Consider the following 19,171-nt stretch of genomic DNA (forward strand, 5'->3'; position numbering starts at 1 on the left):
TGCTCCTCCCCCTCCTCCAGAAAGAAGTCACCGCCGATGCGCCGATTCGTCGAGTCCATCTTCGGTCGCCCCGCGGTGCCCGTCGACGATGCGAGGCCGCCCGCGGCCGTCGAGTCCGAGGCCGAGCAGACGGCTCGAGCCCTGGACGAGTTCCGGGTCTTCGTCCGACGCTCGGGGCGCGACCTGCCGACGCTCGTCTCATCGCAGCTCGGTCAGATCGACGACCTCCTCCATGTCGTGGTGCAGGCCGCTGTCGCGGAGGACGCATCGACCGAGCAGCGCTACCTGCTCGACGCCATGGTCCGCGACTACCTGCCGACGCCCGTGCGCGGCTACCTGAGCCTCCCGGAGGCCGACCGCCAGCAGTCCACGCGCGCGACCGGAATCCTCGTCGACCAGCTCCGGCTGCTCGAGGAGACCATCCGCGACCTCCTCAACCAGATCCGCACGCACGCCATCGCCGAGCTGTCGACGCACGGGCGCTTCCTCGCCTCAAAGTTCGACGAGGTGTCTCCCGAGCTGACCCTCCAGCGTCCGGCAGACGCGGGGACGGTCTGATGGCAGGCATCGTCGCCGGCGGCAACGCCTCTCTCACCGCCGAGAACCCCGGCCTGGATCAGGTGCTCGTCGGGCTCGGCTGGGACGTCATCCCGTCGCGCGGCCCGCAGTCCGAGATCACCCCGATGGCGCTCCTCGTCGGATCCGACGGCAAGGCGCTGTCGAACGAGCACCTCGTCTACTTCAACCAGATCCAGTCGCAGGATGCATCGGTGGCCTTCATCGGCGGCGACGACGACGAGCAGATCGACGTCGACCTGATCTCCGTGCCGGCCACGGTGTCGCGCATCGTCTTCATCGTCTACGTCGACCCCGACGTGCGCGGCCCGGGCACCTTCTCGGCCGTGCGCTCGGCTCACATCCGCGTGGCGAGGCCCGACGGCTCCGAGCTCGTGCGCTTCGACCTGAACAGCATCGAGAACCGCTCGATCAACGCGATGATCTTCGGCGAGCTCTACCGCCATCGCGACGAATGGAAGTTCCGCGCCCTCGGCCAGGGCTACACGACCGGGCTGAAGGGCGTCGCCGACGACTTCGCCGTGACGGTCTGACGGCGGCCGTCGTATGCCCGTCGTCCGCACAGACCTGCCGTTCTTGAAGCGGAGGGTCCCACCTCGCTCGGCTTCGACGAGCGCTCCCGCGGGCCCCCCTGCCGTCCGGCCCGTGTCCGCGCCGTCTGCCGGCCTCTCGCTCGCGCCGACAGCCCCGACGCCGCCCGCCCCGACGCCAACAGCACCGACGCCGCCCGTCCCGACGCCGAAAGCCTCGCCGCCGCCCGCCCAGCCGGCCGCGCCCGCCCGCGGCCCGCTGCGGACACCCGCTCCCGCCCCCGGCGCCCGCCTCTTCCCTGCCCCGATGCCGTCGCGCCTCGCCGAGCTCGACGCCGAGAACCCCGTCGTCCGCCTCGACGTGCTGCGCTCCTCGATCGGCAGCCTCCTCGTCGACGGCGTCGAGACGGCCGTGTGGGAGTCCGTCACCGGGGTGTCGGGCTCAGAGACCCCGGCCGGCGATGTGGTCGGCACCGTCGTCGCGACGTCGGGCAACCGGCCGCTCGTCGGGTTCGACGGCCGACTGGCCGTGGTCACGCTGCGGCACGTGCGCGAGCTGCGCCGCGCCCTCTTCGTCGGGGCACCCGCGGGAAGCCTGGGCGTCCGACTCTTCGACGGGACGACGATCACCGCGACCGGCGACGGGCCGGGCCCCGTTGTCGTGCTGGTCCTCGTGATCGACGGCCTGGTCGAGATCCGGGTGGCGACGGCGGCCGCGTCGCCAGAAGTTCACGCGGAGTTCGGCTTCGAGCTGACACGCCGCTTCGACTTTCACAGCGGCAATGGTTGAGAATCAGGGATGCGCCATTTCGCCTTCCTGAGCGACGACGACAGGACCCGCCTCTTCCACACACCGCCGGTCGACCTTCACCACTCCTCTGATCCGAGACTGCTGGCCACCGCGCTGGGCGCGACGCTGTACACGCCGGGCGATCGTCCCGAGCTCGCCGCGTCGGTGATCAAGCAGTCGAAGAAGGGCGCCGTCAGCATGGTGCTGTGCCTCGAGGACAGCATCGCCGACTCGGCCGTTCCCGCCGCCGAAGACAACGTCGCAGCGACACTGGTCGAGCTGCACGGCTGCGGCGAGCTCCCGCTGCTGTTCGTCCGCGTCCGCACCCCCGAGCAGATCCTGCTGCTGGCCGAGCGCGCGGGTGCGGCGCTGAGCGTCCTGGCAGGCTTCGTCGTGCCCAAATTCCGCAACGACGACGGCTACGGCCAGCGGTTCTTCGACGCGCTCCACGAGGTGACGGACCGCGGGCTCGTCCCCGACCACCGGCTGCGGCTCATGCCGATCCTCGAATCCCCCGCGATGATCCACGCCGAGACGCGCACGCAGGTGCTCTCCGAGATCGCCCGCGTGCTCCTCGACAACCGCGACGACGTCCTGGCCGTCCGCATCGGCACGACCGATCTGTCCAGCGTCTTCGGGCTCCGGCGTGGCCGAGACCTGACGATCTACGACGTCCAGGTGGTGGCCGCGGTCATCGGCGACATCGTCAACGTGCTCGGTCGAGGCTCCGACGGCTTCGTGATCACGGGGCCGGTGTGGGAGCACTACGCCGACACCGAGCGCCTCCTTCGTCCGCAGCTGCGCCTCACGCCGTTCACGGAGGCCAACGAGGAGGCTCTCCGCCGGGAGCTGCTCGTCCGCAACTTCGACGGCCTTCTCCGTGAGATCACGCTCGACCACGCCAACGGCCTCCTCGGCAAGACGGTGATCCACCCGACCCACGTCGCGCTCGTCCACGCGCTGAGCGTCATCAGCCACGAGGAGTATCTCGATGCCACGGCGATCACCCAGCCCGGGGCCGGCGGTGTCGCCGCGTCCCCGTCGCGCAACAAGATGAACGAGATGAAGCCGCACCAGATGTGGGCCGAGAAGACCCTTCAGCGCGCCGACGCGTTCGGCGTGGCCGCTGCCGACGCGACGTTCGTCGACTTCCTCGAAGTGAGCATGCTGTGACCGCCGCTGCCGGCGCCCCGAGCGTCGACCCCGTCTGGACGGGCGGCTGGGTCGCCGACCGCCTCGGAGCCCGCATCGAGTCCGACCCCGTCCGCAGCCTGGTCCCCGTCGAGGCGCTCGTCGGGCTGGCGCTCCGCCGCAACCCTCGCCGCGCTCACCTGCTCGTCTCGACGGTCCTGGCGAAGCACGTGCCGACGCCGCCCCTGCTCGTCGAGTCGGCGGGAGCGCTGCTCGGCGTGCTGGTCGCCGACCGGCTGGAGGGGCGCGACGCCGCCGCTCGGGCCGGGCTGGCACGCGACCTGGCCGACGAGCTGACCGGGGCAGGAACCGACCTCTGGAGCCTCCGTGACCGTCTGCACCGCCTCGAGTTCCTGCACCCCGCCGTGACCACTCTGGGCTATGCCGAGACCGCCACCGGCCTCGGGCGGCTCGTGGCCGACCAGCTGGGCGCCTACTACCTGCACTCGACCCGCCGCGCCGTGCCCGGTCTCGAGCCGGTGGCCGGTTTCGAGGAGGAGCACTCTCACGCCACGGGCCACCGCCTCGTGCCGAGCGCCGCCGACTGGCTGAAGCCGCGGGGCACGGTCGTGCTCGTCGACGACGAGTTCAGCACCGGCACCACTGCAATCAACACCGTGCGCGCCCTCCACGCGCTCGAGCCGCAGTCGCGCTATGTCGTGGCGGCTCTCGTCGACCTGCGCGGCGACGCCGACCGCGCCCGCTTCGACGTCCTGGCCGCGGAGCTCGGGGTCGCCGTCGACGTCGTCTCGCTCGGCGCCGGCTCGATCCACCTGCCGGAGGGGTTCGCTGCCGCAGCCTCCGAGCACGTCGGCGACGTCGCCCCGGCAGCGACGCCCCGCGCACTCGCGGATGTCGCGCGTGTCAGCATCTCGGCGAGCGTGCCGTCGGACCGCGCGGGCTCCCCCGCGGCCCTCCGCGTCGCACCATCGCGAGAGGCCGCCGCCTCGCTCGCCGCGCGGCTCGCCGAGCTGCCCGCCGCGCGCACTCTCGTGCTCGCCACCGAGGAGAACATGGCGTTCCCCGTCCAGGTCGCAGCCGCTCTCGATCAGCTCCAGCCGGGCGTGCTGTTCTCGTCGACCACCCGGTCTCCGATCGCGCCGGTGGACGACCCGCAGTACGCCATCCGCTCGGCAGCCCGCTTCGCGTCGCACGACCGCACCATCGACGGGCCGGGCCCGCGCTTCGCGTACAACCTGACCGCTGGCGGGGAGCGCTTCGACAGGATCGTCCTGATGCCCGAGCCCGGCACGACCCTGGATGCGCTGTCGCGGCAGGGCGGCCCGCTCGAAGCTCTGAGAGCCCGGGCCGACGAGGTCGTCGTGGCGACCGTGGAAGGCGACACCGTGAACGAGTCGATGCCCCTCGAGCCCCTTCGCGGCCCCGCGTTCGGCTCGTACGAGCCCGACGAGGTCGGCTGGCTGCTGCAGGACCTCGGCGGCGTCGCGCTCGAGGCCCCCGCCGCCGACCGCGAGGCGGCCATCCAATCGGGTCGGGCGCACTACGCCGAGTCGCTGCCGCAGGAGTACGTGCCGAGCGACGACTACCAGCGGCTCTACGCCGAGGCTCTCGATCGCTCGGCGGCGCGTGTCGCCCTCGCCGTCGGAGTCGCGGCCGAGCTGGTCATGGACGGGCGCGAGCGGCCACCGGTGCTCGTGTCGCTGGCACGAGCCGGCACGCCCATCGGGATCCTGATGCGGCGCTGGATCGCGCGGACGCACGGCGCCGACTCTCCTCACCGTGCTCCCTTCCACTACACGATGAGCATCGTGCGCGGCGTCGGCATCGACACGACCGCCCTCGCCTGGCTGGCCGAGCGCCACGACCCCGCCGACGTCGTCTTCGTCGACGGCTGGACCGGCAAGGGCGCTATCGCCCGCGAGCTCACCGCCGCGCTCGACCAGCACGCGGCCGATACCGGAGTCCGCTTCTCGGACGACCTCGTCGTTCTGGCCGACCCCGGCCACTGCGTCCGTACCTTCGGCACGCGCGACGACTACCTGATCCCGTCGGCCTGCCTCAACTCGACTGTGTCGGGCCTCGTCTCACGGACGGTCTACAGCGAGAAGCTCATCGCCCCCGGGGAGTTCCACGGCGCGAAGTTCTACTCTGAGCTGGCCGGAAGCGACGTGTCGCGCGCCTTCCTCGACGCGGTCGAGTCGCACTTCGAGTCCGTGCGCGCCGACGCCGAGGCGGCCGCCGCCGAGCTGGTCTCGACCGACCGCACCCCGACGTGGGAGGGCTGGGCCGCCGTCGAGCGGCTGCAGCGCGAGTACGGCCTCGACGACGTCAACCTCGTGAAGCCCGGCGTCGGGGAGACCACCCGGGTGCTGCTGCGCCGAGTGCCCTGGAAGATCCTCGTGCGACCCGATGCCCTCAGCGACGTCGCGCACGTGCTCCTCCTGGCGCGCCAGCGCGGCGTCGACGTCGTCGAGGTCGACGACCTGCCCTACAGCTGCGTCGGGCTGATCAAGCCGCTGGCCGATGGCGAGCAGGACGCCGCGCAGGGCAGCGTCTGATGCCCGCGATCGTCGCCTCCGACCTCGACCGCACGCTGATCTACTCGGCAGGAGCCCTGATGCTCGACGGCACGGACGCCGAGGCACCGCTGCTGACGGTGGCCGAGGTGTACAACGGCGCGCCGCTGTCGTACCTCACACGGGACGCCGAAGACGGCTTGGAGCGGCTGGCGGAGCGCGGCGTCTTCGTCCCGGTCACCACGCGCACGGTGGCTCAGTACCGCCGGGTGCGTCTCCCCCGTGCCCCCCACGACTGGGCGGTCACGACGAACGGCGGCGTCATCCTGCACCGCGGCGAGCCCGATGCCGACTGGACGGCGACCGTCGCGGCTCGGCTTGAGCACGCCTGTGCCCCGCTGGCCGAGATCGAGGCGCTCGTTCCGCGACCTGGCGACCACCCCGCGTTCCTGCGCCTGAACCATGCCGAAGAGCTCTTCGTCTACGCGATCATCGATCGGGCGAACCTGCCTGCCGACGAGCTCTCCGCACTGACCGACGCGTGCGAGGCCCGCGGCTGGACCGTCTCGCTTCAGGGTCGCAAGCTCTACCTGGTGCCGTCGCCGCTGACGAAGAGCGCCGCAATCGCTGAGATCGCCGCGCGCACCGGGGCTGATCGGGTCGTGGCCGCGGGCGACTCGCTGCTCGACCTCGACCTGCTGCGCTACGCCGACGCGGCGATCCGGCCGGCGCACGGCGAGCTGCACGACGCCGGGATCACGCTCCCGCACCTCGAGGTCACCGCCGCCCGCGGCGTGATGGCCGGCCAGGAGATCGTCGAGCGGCTCGTCGCAGCGGTCGACGCTCCCGTCGTGGCCGCGCCCGTCGCTCCGTAGCCTCGCCGCGCCATCGCCGCACCACCGCCGCACCACGATCGGGACTCCGCACCGCTTCGTGCGGTGGTGCCGAGTCCCGATCGTGGTGCCCGGGCCGCCGCGCGCCTCCGGAAACGCCGAAGGGCGCCGCACACCGAGTGTGCGACGCCCTTCGGGAGGAGCCTGCGGCTTACTTGCTGCCGAAGTTCTTCCTGTTACTTGCTGCCGAAGTTCTTGAAGCGCTGGTTGAACTTCTCGACGCGACCGGCCGAGTCGAGGATGCGCTGCTTGCCCGTGTAGAACGGGTGCGAAGCCGACGAGATCTCGACGTCGATGACGGGGTACGTGACGCCGTCGATCTCGATCGTCTTGTCGCTGGTCGCGGTGGAGCGCGTGAGGAACGTCTCGCCCGAGGCAAGGTCGCGGAACACGATGGGGTTGTACGCGGGGTGGGTATCGGTCTTCATGGCTGTTCCTCAAAGGTCTGTGGTCGGACTGGTTTTTGCCAGCCCCGGGATGTCGGCCGAATGCACGGCGCAAACAGCTGTCAACGATACCAGATGGGCGGGGCTCGCCGCGCTGCTAGTCGAACTCGGGGCGGCGCAGGATCCGCGCCCACCACGTGCCCTCGGCGACCGCGGGCGGATCCTGCGCCCCGAGGGTCTGGCGCAGGGTCGCAAGGCGCTCGGACCGGGCGATCGGCGCGGCCGCGACGGGGTCGGCGAGGGTCTCGCCGCGGTGGAGGGCGGCGAGCCGGGCCCGCGCCTCATCGACGGTCATCTTCGCCGGCACGGCCGGGCGGTCGCCGAGGTAGAACACGCGGAACGCCTCGAGAAAGCCCTCGAGTGAGGCGATCGACGAGTTGACGAACCGGGGGTTGGCCCCGCTGGGGTCGACGATGCGCACGGTGCCATCGACGTCGCGCACGATCAGCTCGGCGTCGGGACTCCAGACGTGGCCGATGCGGCCGCTCTGAGCTCGGTCGCGGTCGTCGGCCTCGTAGAGCTCGATCCCGAACCGGGCATCGGAGACCACCTAGTGCGCGCGAGCGGTGAAGCGCCCGTCGCTCTCGGTCACCGCGAGGTCGAGGCCGAACGTGTCGCTGAGGGCGGTGCCCGTGACGACCTCGTCGAGGGGACCGGAGGCGACGATCCGGCCCTGGGCGAGCAGGAGCGCGTGGGTGAAGCCCTGAGGGATCTCTTCGACGTGGTGGGTCACCATGATGATGGCGGGCGAGCCCTTGCTCGAGGCGTAGCCGCCGAGCATGCGCAGGAGCTCTTCGCGGGCGCCGAGGTCGAGCGACGCGGCCGGCTCGTCGAGCAGGAGCAGCTCGGGGTCGGTCATCACCGAGCGGGCGATCTGCACGCGCTTCTGCTCGCCGTCGGAGAGGCCGCCGAAGGTGCGGTCGGCGAGGTGGCCGAGCTTCCACTCGTCGAGGACCCTCTGCGCACGACGGACGTCGACGTTCTCGTACTCCTCGTTCCAGCGGCCGGTCACCGAGTAGGCCGCGGTCAGGACGACGTCGAGGACAGTCTCTTTCGGCGGGATGCGGCGCGCCAGTGTGGTCGAGGCGAAGCCGATCCGGGGGCGCAGGTCGAACAGGTCGCTCTTGCCGAGGTCTTCGCCGAGAATCTCGGCCGACCCCGAGGAGGGGTGCGTCTGCGCTGCGGCGATCTGCAGGATGGTGGTCTTGCCGGCGCCGTTGGGGCCGAGCACCACCCAGCGCTCGTCGGAGTCGACGGTCCAGGAGACGGAGTCGACGACCGGCGAGCCATCCCGGACGACGGACACATCGGTGAGCTGCAGAACGGTGGGCATGGCTAGAACTCTAGGCCACCGAGGTGGGAGGAGGCGGCGCTACGCGAGCGAGTTGTAGACCTTCACGGTCTCTTCGGCGATCGACGACCAGCTGAACTCCGACTCGGCCCGCAGGCGGCCCGCGCGGCCCATGAGCCTCGCCATTCCGGGGTCCGAGAGGGCGTGGGTCAGGGTGGCCGCGAGGTCGCCGACGAACCTGTCGGCGTCGAGCGGCGTGCCGGTGCCGTCGGTGGCCTGGTCGATCGGCACGAGCCAGCCGGTCAGCTGGTCGGCGACGACCTCCGGGATGCCGCCGGTCGCCGTGCCCACGACCGGGACGCCGCAGGCCATCGCCTCGAGGTTCACGATGCCGAGAGGCTCGTAGATCGACGGGCAGACGAAGACCGTCGCGGCCGAGAGCACGGCGCAGAGCTGGTCGCGAGGCAGGATCTTCTCGATCCAGACCACGCCCGTGCGAGTCTGCTGGAGCTCTTCGACCAGGCCGGTGACCTCGCGCATGATCTCAGGGGTGTCAGGGGCCCCGGCACACAGGATCAGCTGCACGTCGGCGGGCAGCGACGCGGCGGCTCGCAGGAGGTACGGGAGGCCCTTCTGGCGGGTGATGCGGCCGACGAACACGACGGCGGGCCGGTCGGGGTCGATGCCGAGCGAGCGCACGAGCTCGGGCTCGTCGAGGCGGCGCCAGCCCTCGAGGTCGATGCCGTTGTAGACGACGCTGACCTTCGACTCGTCGACCTGCGGGTAGGAGCGGAGGATGTCGCGGCGCATGCCGTCGCTCACCGCGATGATGTGGTCGGCCGACTCGTAGGCCTGGCGCTCGATCCAGCTCGACACGCGGTAGCCGCCGCCGAGCTGCTCGGCCTTCCACGGCCGGAGCGGCTCGAGAGAGTGCGCGGTGAGCACGTGAGGCACGTCGTGGAGGAGCTGCGCGAGCTGGCCGGCGGCATTGGCGTACCAGGTGTGCGAGTGGACGACGTCGGCGCCAGCCACGTCGTCGGCGATCGAGACGTCGACGCCGAGGGTTTTGAGGGCTCCGTTGCGCCCGGCGAGCTCAGGCAGGTCGGGATAGCCCGTCGTGCCGTCCTCGGCGATCGTCTCCCCGAAGGCACGGACGCGAACGTCGATGGACTCCCGGAGCGCCTTGACGAGCTCCGTCACGTGGACGCCGGCACCGCCGTAGACGTTCGGAGGGTATTCCTTGGTGATCACATCGACTCGCACGGGTTCACCGTAGTCGTCCGGACGCGAAACGTGCCATTCTGGCCCCACCGATTCGCCCGCTCACCGGCCACACGCGGAAGCCATCAAAGCGGAGAATCAAGGTTCAGTTCATGAATTGAGTCTGATGCTGAGGCCAAATTTAGCTGATCAAGGCACGTTCTAGGCACAAACGCACAAGTACACACACAGTCATCTGAGAGACCACGCCTTCTGGCATACCTTCCAGCACACCTTCGGGCATGCTTGCCGCATGGAAGAGCCGGAAAGCGAACGGTGGGCACGCATTATGCGGGAGCGTGAGGCGAAGACCCGAGACCACAGCCTGAAGGTTCTAGACGCATTCAAGGCGGCAAGGAAGGCTCGACGTGGTTGAGGACAAGGTGTTGGAGAACCGCCTGCGCCGAGAGGCTGAGCGTCGTGGCTACATGTTGGTGAAGTCACGCCGACGCGATCCCAAGGCCCTCGACTACGGCCTCTACGCCTTGGTCGTCGACATGGCCGGGAACCGGGCAGGGCGGTACGGAGGACAGGCTGCTATCAGCGCATTCGAGAACGGCTTCGGCATGACGCTCGCTGAGGTCGAGAAGGAACTGAGCTAGTTACTTGTCCAGCGGGGTGCCTACCACCTTGTTGGTGATGGTCCGGACGGCCTGCGACATCGACTGCCCAGAGGTCAGGCCAAAGCTGGCAACCATGTAGCGGACCCCTTCTGCCCAGTCGACGAGGAGGGCTCCGCTCTGCCGTGTTCTGGCTCTGGTTGAAGAGCGTCTTCATGCGGAGATCGCTGAGGACCGCATCCTTCATCTCGTTGATGACACCGTCAGTGAGTGGCTAAGCCGTCCGGGGACAGAGATTTTGAGAAGGACCTTGGCGGCATCGACTACAACGTGAGATGCCCGCCTTCGATGGCCCCCTGGATGTACGTCGCGACGCTGAGAACGCGATTCGCGCGTTCGGTCAGCGTCATGTGGATGGCCGCGTCACTCCCATCAAACTGGGCGCGCTCGCTGATGAGCCATCTTCCGTAGTCGCCATGTAGGTAGCGGCCATAGAAGAAGTCGTCCAGCATGTTTTCATCTGTGTAGCCCTCGGGTACACCCGCAACGTGGTGGAGTCCCCAGTCACTCATCTTCTCTACGTTCGAGATCGCATTTAGCCAGTCAGAGTCGCGTGCCTCTCCCCCGTCTGCCGCCGTCCTGAGGGCGATGAGAACCGAACTGAGCTTCAGCTTGTCCCGTGGCGCGAAGTACTTCCGGAGAATTGCCCCATGCAGGACGACTGTCCAGCGGGTCTCATCGTCTTGGCCATACCCAAGCCAGTTGACCGATGAGCTGAGGGGGAAGGCTGCCTGAAGCCGTTTGTAGTCCTCGACGGTGGCCAGGAAGTGACGCAACTTGTTCTTGGCCGCCTGTCGCTTGATCGTGTCCGTCACGGAAGCAGTGTCGCACTTCCGAAAGCATCCAAACATCTAGAGTTCCAGCATGGCCAACAAGCTCTCCGCCGCCGACCGTGCTCCAGCGCGGAACAAGCCTCGATTCGATTGCCCGCATTGTGGGGCCTACGCGAGCCAGACCTGGTTCAAGCTCTATCGGGATGTCGGCTCGGAAGACTACGGCCACCCCGAATTCGAGCTGGTCACTGATGGCAAAGAAATCGGCCTACAACTCGCAGCAGGACCGGGAACACCCATTCCATTTCCCAGCAGCGCAGAGATGGCCTCCGCCGCCGCAGAGGCCTGGCTGAATAAATCGCGTCATCCTGGCGAATGGATGCAGTCGCTCTGTACGTCTTGCGAGGACTACGCCACGTGGCGAAGTGAAGACTTGATTTACCCAGGCACCTCGATCACGCCTCCACCATCCGAAGACATGCCGGAGGACGTAGCAGCTCTGTACGAGGAAGCTCGCGCCGTCGTATCGGTATCTCGGCGGGCGGGCGCAGCACTCGCACGGGCCACCATGGAAGCCCTTATCAAGCGCATCGACCCGGATGCCCCGAAGCCGATGAACCTTGACAATCGCATCGCACGGATTATCCCTACGGTGTCGTCGTCGTTGGGGCAAATGCTTACAGTCATCCGGCACGTCGGGAACAAGACGCTGCACGTCGAGGAAAATCCGGATGCCGCGACTCGCCTGGTCTTAGACGAAACGCAGACCGAGATTGTTGACCTCATTTTCCAGTCGATCAACGACCTGGTAGACGAGAGAATTACTCGGCCGCTGGCGGCGGCCTCGGTTCTCAGGCTCGTCCCCGAGTCCGTCAGGTCACGGGTTCCAGGGCTGGCCGACATCATGGAAGGCGCTCCTGGCAATCCACTCGACGGGCTAGGGACAACCCCGGAGACGATCTAAGGAGAGCGTCGGTAGCTCGGGGCAGTCTCTGCCTATGGGAGTTCGAGGCTCGGGCGAAGCGCTCAACAAGATTTTAGGGCAATCCCCCGCATCACATCCGTTCGCGTTCGGATCGTTCGGGCACTGGGTTATCCAGCAACGGCCTGCATCTCCGCTGGGGTGGGTGCTCGCGCGGAACGACTCCGGCGTATGGGTCTTCGATGCTTACGCACGATGCCGCGACAACACGGGCCGACGACCTTGGCTAAAGACCTTCAAGTCTCTTAACTCCGCAGTCGCTTGGATGCTCCAGCACGAACGAGAGTTACGGGACCTCATGGACAGGAGCGACCCGGAGCCGGAGTAGGGCTGCGTCTCAGTACCCACGGCAACGACACAGAACTGTCAGAATTGTGTGGGGCCACTTCTACTTCCGAGAGGCCTTTACATGACCGAGTACCCGCACATCGTCCAAGCACGCGACCCTTGGGGCAACGTTGCTCAGCTAAGTCCTACCGACGCATACGGCGAACCTAGCGTCATGCCAAACGTCCTTGAAGTGGGCCAGCACGTCCACTTCGTAGTGGAGGCCAGCGAGCCGGTTACGTGGGTGCCATTTGCACCAGGTGCTCGCATCGACGTGACTCCCGTTGTCGGCCAGGTTGTGGAGTTCGACTGGGTTGTGACGGAATCGCAGGTTCGACTCCGGTCGGCCTTCTTGTTCCACGCGGTGGGTGAGGGCCGCTTCCACCGCCACGGCGAGCATGACGACACGGTTCAGTTCGTCTACGAGGTTCAACCCGCCGACGTGGAGTCATGGCAGGCGTACGCCGGGGCCTGAAGGGCCAGAGCGGCGCTCCCCGCGCAGCCCGGCCTAGGTTGCTTTTGGGCGCTCAGAGCTGCCCTGGGCGGCTTCCCGCCATACTCCCCTAAGCGTCGTCGGCAACCCTGTAGGCATTGAGGTATCGATAGATGGTCGGCACGCTGGTCCCAAGCGTTGTCGCTATGTCGGCCACCTTCTCGCCCTCGTCCGAGAGTCGAATGGCTAGGGCGGCCTTCTTGGAGTCGAGTGCTCGGGGGCGGCCTCCGAAGCGGCCCTGAGCGCGTGCCTCAGCCAGGCCAGATCGAGTGCGACGCAAGATGAAACGGCGCTCCATCTGAGCCATGATCGCCAGGAAGCCCATCATTGCCTCGCCCATATCGGTTGTGCTGTCTACGCCGTCTGCAATGCTCTTGACGTGAATGCCGCGCTCGCGGAGGTCGGCAATTGTCACGATGACGTGGCCGGAGTTACGCCCAAGGCGGTCAAGCTCTGCAACGACGACCAAGTCGCCGGGTGTCACGTTCGCGAGCATTCTGTCGAACTCGGGCCTGGAGGTCTTCGCTCCGCTCTGACCGCTGTCTACGTAGAGGGCGTGGTTCGTAATCCCTGCGTCGCGGAGTGCAGAGAGCTGCCGGGCCTCATCTTGCTTGTCAGTGCTGACGCGGGCGTAGCCGACGACGGTACCGGTCGGGGAGACGTGGGGGGAAGTCATGACCACAGATTATCAATAGTCGTCTATCCAAAACAAGAATGTGGGGCAGGTTCCGTAGTCGAGTTTTGAGAACTGGATCGAGGTCCGAGAGCGGTTGTCCGGGGCGGTTCAGAAGTTCTCGCTAACCGATCGTTTTTGAGAAGACCGTCTCCACGTTCTGCCGAAGACGCAGACCGGCCCACTCGCTGACAAACTTCCCGGATTGTGGAATGCGAGTGGGCCGGGGCATTGGGGTGCGGGCCGGATCAGCTCGCCGAAACCTCCGGCCCGCACTGGTCGCAGTTTCCAGGCCAACAAACCTAACTGCGACCTCTTCGGCGACCCAAGGAGTAAGCGCCGAAGCTGTGTTCGGAACTACTTTGTTCCGAAAATCTTGTTTTTCACGAGTTGCTGGAGCGGGGTGGGTACCTCTACCTCGCCGCCCTCAGTGAAGGCCCGGACGACTCCGGCGAGGTCCAGCACCCACGCGAGCGCACCGTCTTGGACTCGGACGACCTTGCAGCCGCTAGGGAGGCCGTAGGAGGCTGATCCAACCTGTAGGCGGGCACGACCTCCGATTGAGGGACGGAAGAGCTTTAGCGCCATGCTGAGGCCTCCTCGGCCCACTCGGTAGTACGTCGCACGAGAGTGGCGAAGGTTCGGAGATCAATCACGACGTAGCCAGCGCTCGGCTCGTGGCCCGGGCGACTCCAAACGCCCGCGTAAAACGGGTTTCCGGCCTGCTCAGCGGCCTCGCGGGCTTCATCGATACCGCTGGAGAAGTAGGGGCGACGCTCTGCCCTGGTGATGACCGACCACCCGTCAAGACCAAGAATGTCGCCGTGGCCGTCTACCCCGTCTACGGGGTCGATCCGGGTGCGGTTCTCTCGGCGCTGGAGCGCGGGGAGTCCATGTGCTTGCAGGAACATCACGACCTCGCGTCGCCAGCGGACTCCGGCGCGCTTGGGGTGAAAATCTTGTTTGGACGCGTCAGGCATAGAGACCGCCTCGACGTGGGGCAGGCGACGGCGACACTGCGCCATCCGTGGGGCGGTCAGCCGAGAAGCGGGCTGTCTCAGTCGAAGTCGGCTGGCCCGCACCGTAACGGCTCAGGACTGCTCGGAGGGCCTTCGCCCTGTCCCCCTCGTCTGCGACCGCCCATGCGGCGCTTTGTGCCTTCGCTCGGTTAAGTTCCCAGACCGGATCGCCTTGGACCCAGGTCTCTGTGTCGTCTGGCCACGGGCCTGGCGCGAAGCGAACCTCGCCCCACTTCTCGATTTGGCCCTCCGCGTCATTCACGAGGTCAAGCCAGCTAACGCCGTGCTTATTTTTCGTTGCCTCGATCAGATCAGCGGTGATCGTCACGGTTCGACCTCGCTCGACTACCTCGCCGCCGCTAAACAATCCACCGCCGACCGGGAGCGTGGCAGCCGTCAGGGCGTGGAAGCGCTCGCCGGGGCTTGCGTGGAAAGTCTTGTTCGTTGTCATGCGTGAACCGCCTTACTGAGTTGAGTTTCTGAACTGAGCGCGTGGCCCTCTAGGGCTGTGGCCATCTCGTCGGCACCAAGTGCACGGAGTCGGGAGGCGATGGCACGACCGAGTGCCGGGTCTACGCGTGTGGCGATCCCGACCGCCGTGGCCAGGCGCTCGCCGTCGCGCAACTGGTCGAGCACTTCCAAGTCATCTACGCCTAGGCGGTCGAAGAGGGCTTCCAGGGCGCGAACCTCGGCGGTACCGGCTCGGAGTGCTACCGAACGTTCTCCATCGTCTAGGGCGCTCAAGCGAGCGTCACGAGCGGAGTCGGCCACGTCAGCGACGCGAGAGATCAGGTCGGACGTGGACAGGCTCTCAGCGCCTCGTAGGGCTTGGCGAGCTTCGGGCGCAAGATGACTCCGAATGTGACGGCGGACCGAATCAGCAGAAACGCCGTGGTCTCGCGAAAGGCGCGCAATCGGAGTGCCCGCGATAATTCCAGCGTCGATCTCGGAAAGGTCAGCGTGGGCGCAGATCGTGCAAGGGCGACCGATTTTGCCAGGAACCTTGGTTTGATCCATCGTGGCGGCGCTCCTCTCGAAATCCTCTTCATAGGACTATCGGCGCGGCGTGAGCAAACTTGCACCGTTCAGACGTTTTTCTTTGCAGTCGTCACAGAGTCAGTTCATCCGCCCAGGCCGTTAGATCGTCGTCGGGGACGCAGCGGGCGTTATCCACAGGTGTTGTGGAGTCTCCATTCATGATCTGGTCCCAGTCGTCGCGTTCGTAGTGACGCGTCTTTGGGAAGGCGACGCTGTAGGACCGGCGACGTGGCTTCGGTGGTACAGGCTCAGCGGTTGCCCCTGGCAGATATACCTCCGGCTTAGTCGATACAGGCTCTGATTCTTGTTCTGCTCGCTCCTGAGGCTTATCTGTCAGTGCCTGCTTCCGGTATCGCGAGATCGTCCGCTCCGTCACTCCCAAGGCCTTGGCCTGCTCCGTGATCGACAGGTGCTCCAGCCCCTCCAAGGAGTGCTTCGGCTTCCGCTTGGAGGTCTTGCCACCTTTCCGACCGGCGACGCTGAGCTTGGTCTTGAAGTCCGCGTCCCACACGTCCAAGGCGAACACGGCAGCACTCTGCGTCATCCGCTCCACGGCGGCGAGACTGAAGCCCTTGCTCTGCCCTACGTCGTCGTAGTCGGACAGGAAGCCATACGGCTTGTTGTCCATCACGTACTCCCAGAGGTAGTCCTCCAAGTGCTTCTGCTTCAGGGAGGCCACTGTCAGGCCGTTGTCGTCGCCGTGCATGAGTTCCCGGAGTTCCTGGTGACTCTCGGCCTCCATGACGGCAGAGAGCCACTGGCGGCTGATCTGCTTCCCGATCCGGTCATCACCCACGAGAGCATGAAGCTCGAAGATCGTGAGCTTCTGCCGTCTCTCGTTCAGGTGCCGGAGTGCAATGGAAACCAAGTGACGGCCTACCTGCCTGTAGTAGGAGTCCTCAGGGTCGATGGTCCACGTATGCAGAGGGAAGGCAAGAGCCAGCTTCTCCGGGAATTCCTTCTTCCGTCTTCCTTCAGCTCTCGCTTTCCAGAGCTTTCGCTGAGCCTCAGTAGGAGCACTAGGAGCTGTAGTGCTCTCTGGCTCTCCGTGGAGATGCACGTTATCTGTCAGTGGGAAAGTCATCTTGGACTCCTTGCTTGGCGGGTTGAACTGCTCCTCCATCTACGATCGGCGCGGAGTCGACGCAGTTCACCTGTAGTACGCCGCAGAACGCGAGAACCCCCACGTTGAAGAGATGACGCTTCAACGTGGGGGAGCAAATTCCCGCCAAGGAATCGGTATAACTATACCGCTAGCGAGCGAGTCACTGGCTGCTCTCCGCTCGTGAGGCTTTCTTGCCGGTTGCAAGTTGCTCCACGAGGACCGCGGATACTTTCAGGGCTGCCTCCCTTCGACGCTGGTCGTCGGAGTGCATGTAGTGCAAGGCGCTCCGGATGTCGGCATGTCCGCCGCGTTGCATGACCTCTTCAATCGAGAGTCCCGACTGCGCGGCGACAGACAACCCCATGTGCCGTAGATCGTGCGGGCGGATGTTTGGGAGGCCGGAGTCCTCACGGAGTTTGGCCCACGTCCGTCTGAACCACGAGTCATTGATCGGCTTGCCTCGGGACGTGGTGAAGAGCGGAGTCATCGGGAGGCGGGGATTCTTGGCGAGGTAGTCGCGGAGTGCATTCAGGCCAGGTGCGAGCAGGACGACGGTCCTGGTGGTTCCCGTCTTGGTCGGGCTGACGACTTGGGCGCGAAGCTGTTTCGAAATCGTCACCGTTCCTGTCTCCAGGTCCACGTCACTACGGAGTAAAGCTCGTAATTCGCCGATCCTGACGTGGGAGGCGAGCATGGTCCACAACACCGGCAGGAAGCCCTCTGGGGCCGCGTCTAAGAGCTTCTGGAAGTCTCGAAGCGTATACGTCTTCGGAGCCTCTGCCGTGGCCCGCATAGCGCCTCGGACGGTCGGCTTGACCGCTAGCTCCTCCCACTCGACAGCAAGGCTCAGATAGGCGCTGAGAGCCGTGTAGGCGTTCCTGCGGACGTTGACAGACGCGTCCATGGTGTCGAGCCAAATCGTGATCCGGCGCTTGGTGATGTCCTTCAGCGCGACGTGGCCGAACGTCGGCAAGATGCGGAGCCTGAGGTGTCCTCGGTCGTTGGTGATCGTTCCCGCCCTCAGGGTCTGCTCACGGTGTCGGAGAGCCAGTGGCGCGAACTCTCCGAAGGTCATGGCTCCCTTGGTTTCGTCCACCCACGCGTCCCGACTGAGGTCGGCTTGGACTCGTGCCAGAGCGTCTTTTGCCGCCTTCAGAGTGTCGAAGCTCCCCACGGTCCTCTGACGCTTGTCTGGACCCCAATAGCGGGCCTGGACCTTGCCAGAAGGAAGCGTGCGGGTGGTACCGAAGGAGCGAGTCATGTTCGTGCCGATCTCGTGACGACCGACCTTCTAGGCACGCTCTAGGCATGAGCGCGACAGGTGCCGATCTGCACCAGACCGAAAACAAGAATTTCCGGCGTGATTCTCCCGGTAATTCCATGTTGCGCGACCGGGTGCCGTAGTCGTCCGGACGCGAAACGTGCCATTCTGGCCCCATGGCATCAAAGAAGATCTTCGGCATCGTCCTCGCCGGCGGAGAGGGCAAGCGACTCATGCCCCTCACGGCCGACCGTGCGAAGCCCGCAGTCCCCTTCGGCGGCAACTACCGCCTCGTCGACTTCGCGCTCTCCAATCTCATCAACTCGGGGCTGCGGCAGATCGTGGTCCTGACGCAGTACAAGTCGCACAGCCTCGACCGGCACGTGTCGCAGACCTGGAGCATCGAGGGCCTCCTCGGCGCCTACGTCGCCTCGGTGCCCGCGCAGCAGCGCCTCGGCAAGCGCTGGTTCGCCGGCAGCGCCGACGCGATCCTGCAGAGCCTCAACCTGCTCCGCGACGAGAAGCCCGACATCGTCGTCGTGGTCGGCGCCGACCACGTGTACCGCATGGACTTCGAGCAGATGGTCGAGGCGCACATCGCCTCCGGCAAGAGCGCCACCGTCGCGGCCATCCGCCAGCCGATCTCGCTCGCAGACCAGTTCGGCGTCATTCAGACGAACGCCGACGACGCGACGCTGATCGACGCGTTCCTGGAGAAGCCCAAGAACCCCGTCGGGCTCGCCGACTCGCCCGACGAGGTCCTCGCCTCGATGGGCAACTACGTCTTCAACGCCGACGCGCTCATCGACGCCGTCCTCCGCGACGGCGAGAACGCTGAGTCCGACCACGACATGGGCGGCGACATCATCCCCGACTTCGTGTCGCGCGGAGACGCCGCCGTGTACGACCTCAACCGCAACGAGGTCCCGGGCTCGACCGAGCGCGACCGCTACTACTGGCGCGACGTCGGGACCATCGACTCGTTCTACGACGCACACCGCGACCTCATCGCAGCGCTGCCGGTGTTCAACCTGTACAACACCGACTGGCCGATCTTCAGCCAGCAGCTCAACTCGCCGCCGGCCAAGTTCGGGCGCGACGAGCACGGCAACCCGGGCTCGGTCATCGAGTCGATCGTCTCGCTCGGCACGCTGGCCGTCGGCTCGCACATCGAGCGCAGCGTCGTCGGCCCCTGGAACACCCTCGACTCCGGCTCCCGTGTCGTCGACTCGGTGCTGTTCGACCGGATCTACGTCGGCAAGAACTCCATCGTGAACCGCGCCATCCTCGACAAGGACGTCGTGATCGTCGATGGAGCGCACGTGGGTCTCGACGCCGAGGCCGACCGGGCTCGCGGCTTCACCGTGACACCGTCGGGCATCACCGTCGTCGGCAAGGGCGTCCGAGTAGAGCAGTAGGGCGCGCA

At 66.6% G+C, this 19,171-nt stretch carries 20 protein-coding genes; 11 read left to right on the forward strand and 9 right to left on the reverse strand.

The genetic code is table 11. The features are described from left to right. Positions 1-36: 36 nt before the first annotated feature. The 6 genes from EDF46_RS01540 to EDF46_RS01565 all read left to right on the forward strand — a co-directional run bounded on the left by EDF46_RS01540 (position 37) and on the right by EDF46_RS01565 (position 6,439). The gene (locus tag EDF46_RS01540) at positions 37-558 is read left to right on the forward strand and encodes a hypothetical protein (protein ID WP_123504516.1); all 522 of its coding nucleotides are present in this window, start codon (positions 37-39) and stop codon (positions 556-558) included. Continuing rightward, entirely contained in the window at positions 558-1,109 is a 552-nt protein-coding gene (locus EDF46_RS01545) for a TerD family protein (protein WP_123504517.1), read from the forward strand. Before EDF46_RS01540 ends, EDF46_RS01545 begins: the two co-directional genes overlap by 1 nt. A gap of 304 nt (positions 1,110-1,413) precedes the next feature. Further along, a complete protein-coding gene (locus tag EDF46_RS18245; RefSeq protein WP_158614132.1) occupies positions 1,414-1,896 on the forward strand; it encodes a hypothetical protein in 483 nt (160 codons plus the stop codon). 9 nt (positions 1,897-1,905) lie between these two features. After that, positions 1,906-3,069 (forward strand): HpcH/HpaI aldolase/citrate lyase family protein, encoded by a 1,164-nt coding sequence (locus EDF46_RS01555; protein ID WP_123504518.1) that lies wholly within the window; start codon positions 1,906-1,908, stop codon positions 3,067-3,069. Next, positions 3,066-5,606 carry a phosphoribosyltransferase domain-containing protein gene (locus tag EDF46_RS01560; protein ID WP_123504519.1) on the forward strand — a complete coding sequence of 847 codons (2,541 nt, stop codon included), beginning with the start codon at positions 3,066-3,068 and terminating at the stop codon, positions 5,604-5,606. Before EDF46_RS01555 ends, EDF46_RS01560 begins: the two co-directional genes overlap by 4 nt. Further along, positions 5,606-6,439: an HAD family hydrolase gene (locus EDF46_RS01565; RefSeq protein WP_123504520.1), complete on the forward strand. Its 834-nt coding sequence runs from the start codon at positions 5,606-5,608 to the stop codon at positions 6,437-6,439. The genes EDF46_RS01560 and EDF46_RS01565 overlap by 1 nt, the downstream gene beginning before the upstream one ends. Positions 6,440-6,633: 194 nt before the next feature. On the opposite strand, the gene EDF46_RS01570 is transcribed toward EDF46_RS01565, so the two are convergent. The 4 genes from EDF46_RS01570 to glgA form a co-directional block, all read right to left on the reverse strand. After that, positions 6,634-6,885, reverse strand: a complete 252-nt coding sequence (locus tag EDF46_RS01570; RefSeq protein ID WP_123504521.1) for a type B 50S ribosomal protein L31 — start codon at positions 6,883-6,885, stop codon at positions 6,634-6,636. Positions 6,886-7,000: 115 nt separating this feature from the next. After that, on the reverse strand, positions 7,001-7,453 hold the full coding sequence (locus EDF46_RS01575; RefSeq protein WP_123504522.1) for an SUKH-4 family immunity protein: 453 nt from the start codon (positions 7,451-7,453) through the stop codon (positions 7,001-7,003). Further along, complete coding sequence (locus EDF46_RS01580; protein WP_123504523.1) at positions 7,454-8,236, reverse strand: ABC transporter ATP-binding protein; 783 nt, start codon at positions 8,234-8,236, stop codon at positions 7,454-7,456. Positions 8,237-8,275: 39 nt separating this feature from the next. Further along, complete coding sequence (gene glgA, locus EDF46_RS01585; RefSeq protein WP_123504524.1) at positions 8,276-9,457, reverse strand: glycogen synthase; 1,182 nt, start codon at positions 9,455-9,457, stop codon at positions 8,276-8,278. A 365-nt stretch (positions 9,458-9,822) separates the two neighbouring features. On the opposite strand from glgA, the gene EDF46_RS01590 reads away from it, so the two are divergent. Continuing rightward, the gene (locus tag EDF46_RS01590) at positions 9,823-10,056 is read left to right on the forward strand and encodes a hypothetical protein (protein ID WP_123504525.1); all 234 of its coding nucleotides are present in this window, start codon (positions 9,823-9,825) and stop codon (positions 10,054-10,056) included. A 281-nt stretch (positions 10,057-10,337) separates the two neighbouring features. On the opposite strand, the gene EDF46_RS01595 is transcribed toward EDF46_RS01590, so the two are convergent. Continuing rightward, positions 10,338-10,889, reverse strand: coding sequence for a hypothetical protein (locus tag EDF46_RS01595; protein ID WP_123504526.1), 552 nt, complete (start codon positions 10,887-10,889; stop codon positions 10,338-10,340). Between the two features lie 49 nt (positions 10,890-10,938). Here EDF46_RS01595 and EDF46_RS01600 point away from each other — a divergent pair, with 49 nt between their 5' ends. Beyond that, positions 10,939-11,811: a DUF4145 domain-containing protein gene (locus tag EDF46_RS01600; RefSeq protein ID WP_123504527.1), complete on the forward strand. Its 873-nt coding sequence runs from the start codon at positions 10,939-10,941 to the stop codon at positions 11,809-11,811. 427 nt (positions 11,812-12,238) lie between these two features. Further along, positions 12,239-12,631 (forward strand): hypothetical protein, encoded by a 393-nt coding sequence (locus tag EDF46_RS01605; protein ID WP_148061115.1) that lies wholly within the window; start codon positions 12,239-12,241, stop codon positions 12,629-12,631. 88 nt (positions 12,632-12,719) lie between these two features. Here the strand turns inward: EDF46_RS01605 and EDF46_RS01610 are convergent, their stop codons facing one another. Together EDF46_RS01610 and EDF46_RS01615 are read right to left on the reverse strand one after the other, a co-directional pair. Continuing rightward, positions 12,720-13,325 carry a recombinase family protein gene (locus tag EDF46_RS01610; protein ID WP_148061116.1) on the reverse strand — a complete coding sequence of 202 codons (606 nt, stop codon included), beginning with the start codon at positions 13,323-13,325 and terminating at the stop codon, positions 12,720-12,722. Positions 13,326-13,900: 575 nt separating this feature from the next. Further along, complete coding sequence (locus EDF46_RS01615) at positions 13,901-14,302, reverse strand: hypothetical protein (RefSeq protein WP_148061117.1); 402 nt, start codon at positions 14,300-14,302, stop codon at positions 13,901-13,903. A 211-nt stretch (positions 14,303-14,513) separates the two neighbouring features. Here EDF46_RS01615 and EDF46_RS17930 point away from each other — a divergent pair, with 211 nt between their 5' ends. After that, positions 14,514-14,798, forward strand: a complete 285-nt coding sequence (locus EDF46_RS17930) for a hypothetical protein (protein WP_158614133.1) — start codon at positions 14,514-14,516, stop codon at positions 14,796-14,798. A gap of 651 nt (positions 14,799-15,449) precedes the next feature. On the opposite strand, the gene EDF46_RS01620 is transcribed toward EDF46_RS17930, so the two are convergent. Together EDF46_RS01620 and EDF46_RS01625 are read right to left on the reverse strand one after the other, a co-directional pair. Continuing rightward, on the reverse strand, positions 15,450-16,463 hold the full coding sequence (locus EDF46_RS01620) for a hypothetical protein (RefSeq protein ID WP_148061119.1): 1,014 nt from the start codon (positions 16,461-16,463) through the stop codon (positions 15,450-15,452). A gap of 181 nt (positions 16,464-16,644) precedes the next feature. Continuing rightward, a complete protein-coding gene (locus EDF46_RS01625) occupies positions 16,645-17,745 on the reverse strand; it encodes a site-specific integrase (protein WP_123504532.1) in 1,101 nt (366 codons plus the stop codon). Between the two features lie 176 nt (positions 17,746-17,921). Between EDF46_RS01625 and EDF46_RS01630 the strand changes: the two genes are divergently transcribed. After that, positions 17,922-19,163 (forward strand): glucose-1-phosphate adenylyltransferase, encoded by a 1,242-nt coding sequence (locus tag EDF46_RS01630; RefSeq protein ID WP_123504533.1) that lies wholly within the window; start codon positions 17,922-17,924, stop codon positions 19,161-19,163. Positions 19,164-19,171: the final 8 nt, after the last annotated feature.

The sequence above is a fragment of the Frondihabitans sp. PhB188 genome (assembly GCF_003752365.1).
Classification (GTDB): domain Bacteria; phylum Actinomycetota; class Actinomycetes; order Actinomycetales; family Microbacteriaceae; genus Frondihabitans.

Bases quoted from the DNA above. Each gene is read 5' to 3' on its own strand.
- EDF46_RS01540 (WP_123504516.1), top strand. From the start codon at position 37: ATGCGCCGATTCGTCGAGTCCATCTTCGGTCGCCCCGCGGTGCCCGTC.
- EDF46_RS01545 (WP_123504517.1), top strand. From the start codon at position 558: ATGGCAGGCATCGTCGCCGGCGGCAACGCCTCTCTCACCGCCGAGAAC.
- EDF46_RS18245 (WP_158614132.1), top strand. From the start codon at position 1,414: ATGCCGTCGCGCCTCGCCGAGCTCGACGCCGAGAACCCCGTCGTCCGC.
- EDF46_RS01555 (WP_123504518.1), top strand. From the start codon at position 1,906: ATGCGCCATTTCGCCTTCCTGAGCGACGACGACAGGACCCGCCTCTTC.
- EDF46_RS01565 (WP_123504520.1), top strand. From the start codon at position 5,606: ATGCCCGCGATCGTCGCCTCCGACCTCGACCGCACGCTGATCTACTCG.
- EDF46_RS01570 (WP_123504521.1), bottom strand. From the start codon at position 6,885: ATGAAGACCGATACCCACCCCGCGTACAACCCCATCGTGTTCCGCGAC.
- EDF46_RS01580 (WP_123504523.1), bottom strand. From the start codon at position 8,236: ATGCCCACCGTTCTGCAGCTCACCGATGTGTCCGTCGTCCGGGATGGC.
- EDF46_RS01600 (WP_123504527.1), top strand. From the start codon at position 10,939: ATGGCCAACAAGCTCTCCGCCGCCGACCGTGCTCCAGCGCGGAACAAG.
- EDF46_RS01605 (WP_148061115.1), top strand. From the start codon at position 12,239: ATGACCGAGTACCCGCACATCGTCCAAGCACGCGACCCTTGGGGCAAC.
- EDF46_RS01610 (WP_148061116.1), bottom strand. From the start codon at position 13,325: ATGACTTCCCCCCACGTCTCCCCGACCGGTACCGTCGTCGGCTACGCC.
- EDF46_RS01615 (WP_148061117.1), bottom strand. From the start codon at position 14,302: ATGCCTGACGCGTCCAAACAAGATTTTCACCCCAAGCGCGCCGGAGTC.
- EDF46_RS01620 (WP_148061119.1), bottom strand. From the start codon at position 16,463: ATGACTTTCCCACTGACAGATAACGTGCATCTCCACGGAGAGCCAGAG.
- EDF46_RS01625 (WP_123504532.1), bottom strand. From the start codon at position 17,745: ATGACTCGCTCCTTCGGTACCACCCGCACGCTTCCTTCTGGCAAGGTC.
- EDF46_RS01630 (WP_123504533.1), top strand. From the start codon at position 17,922: ATGGCATCAAAGAAGATCTTCGGCATCGTCCTCGCCGGCGGAGAGGGC.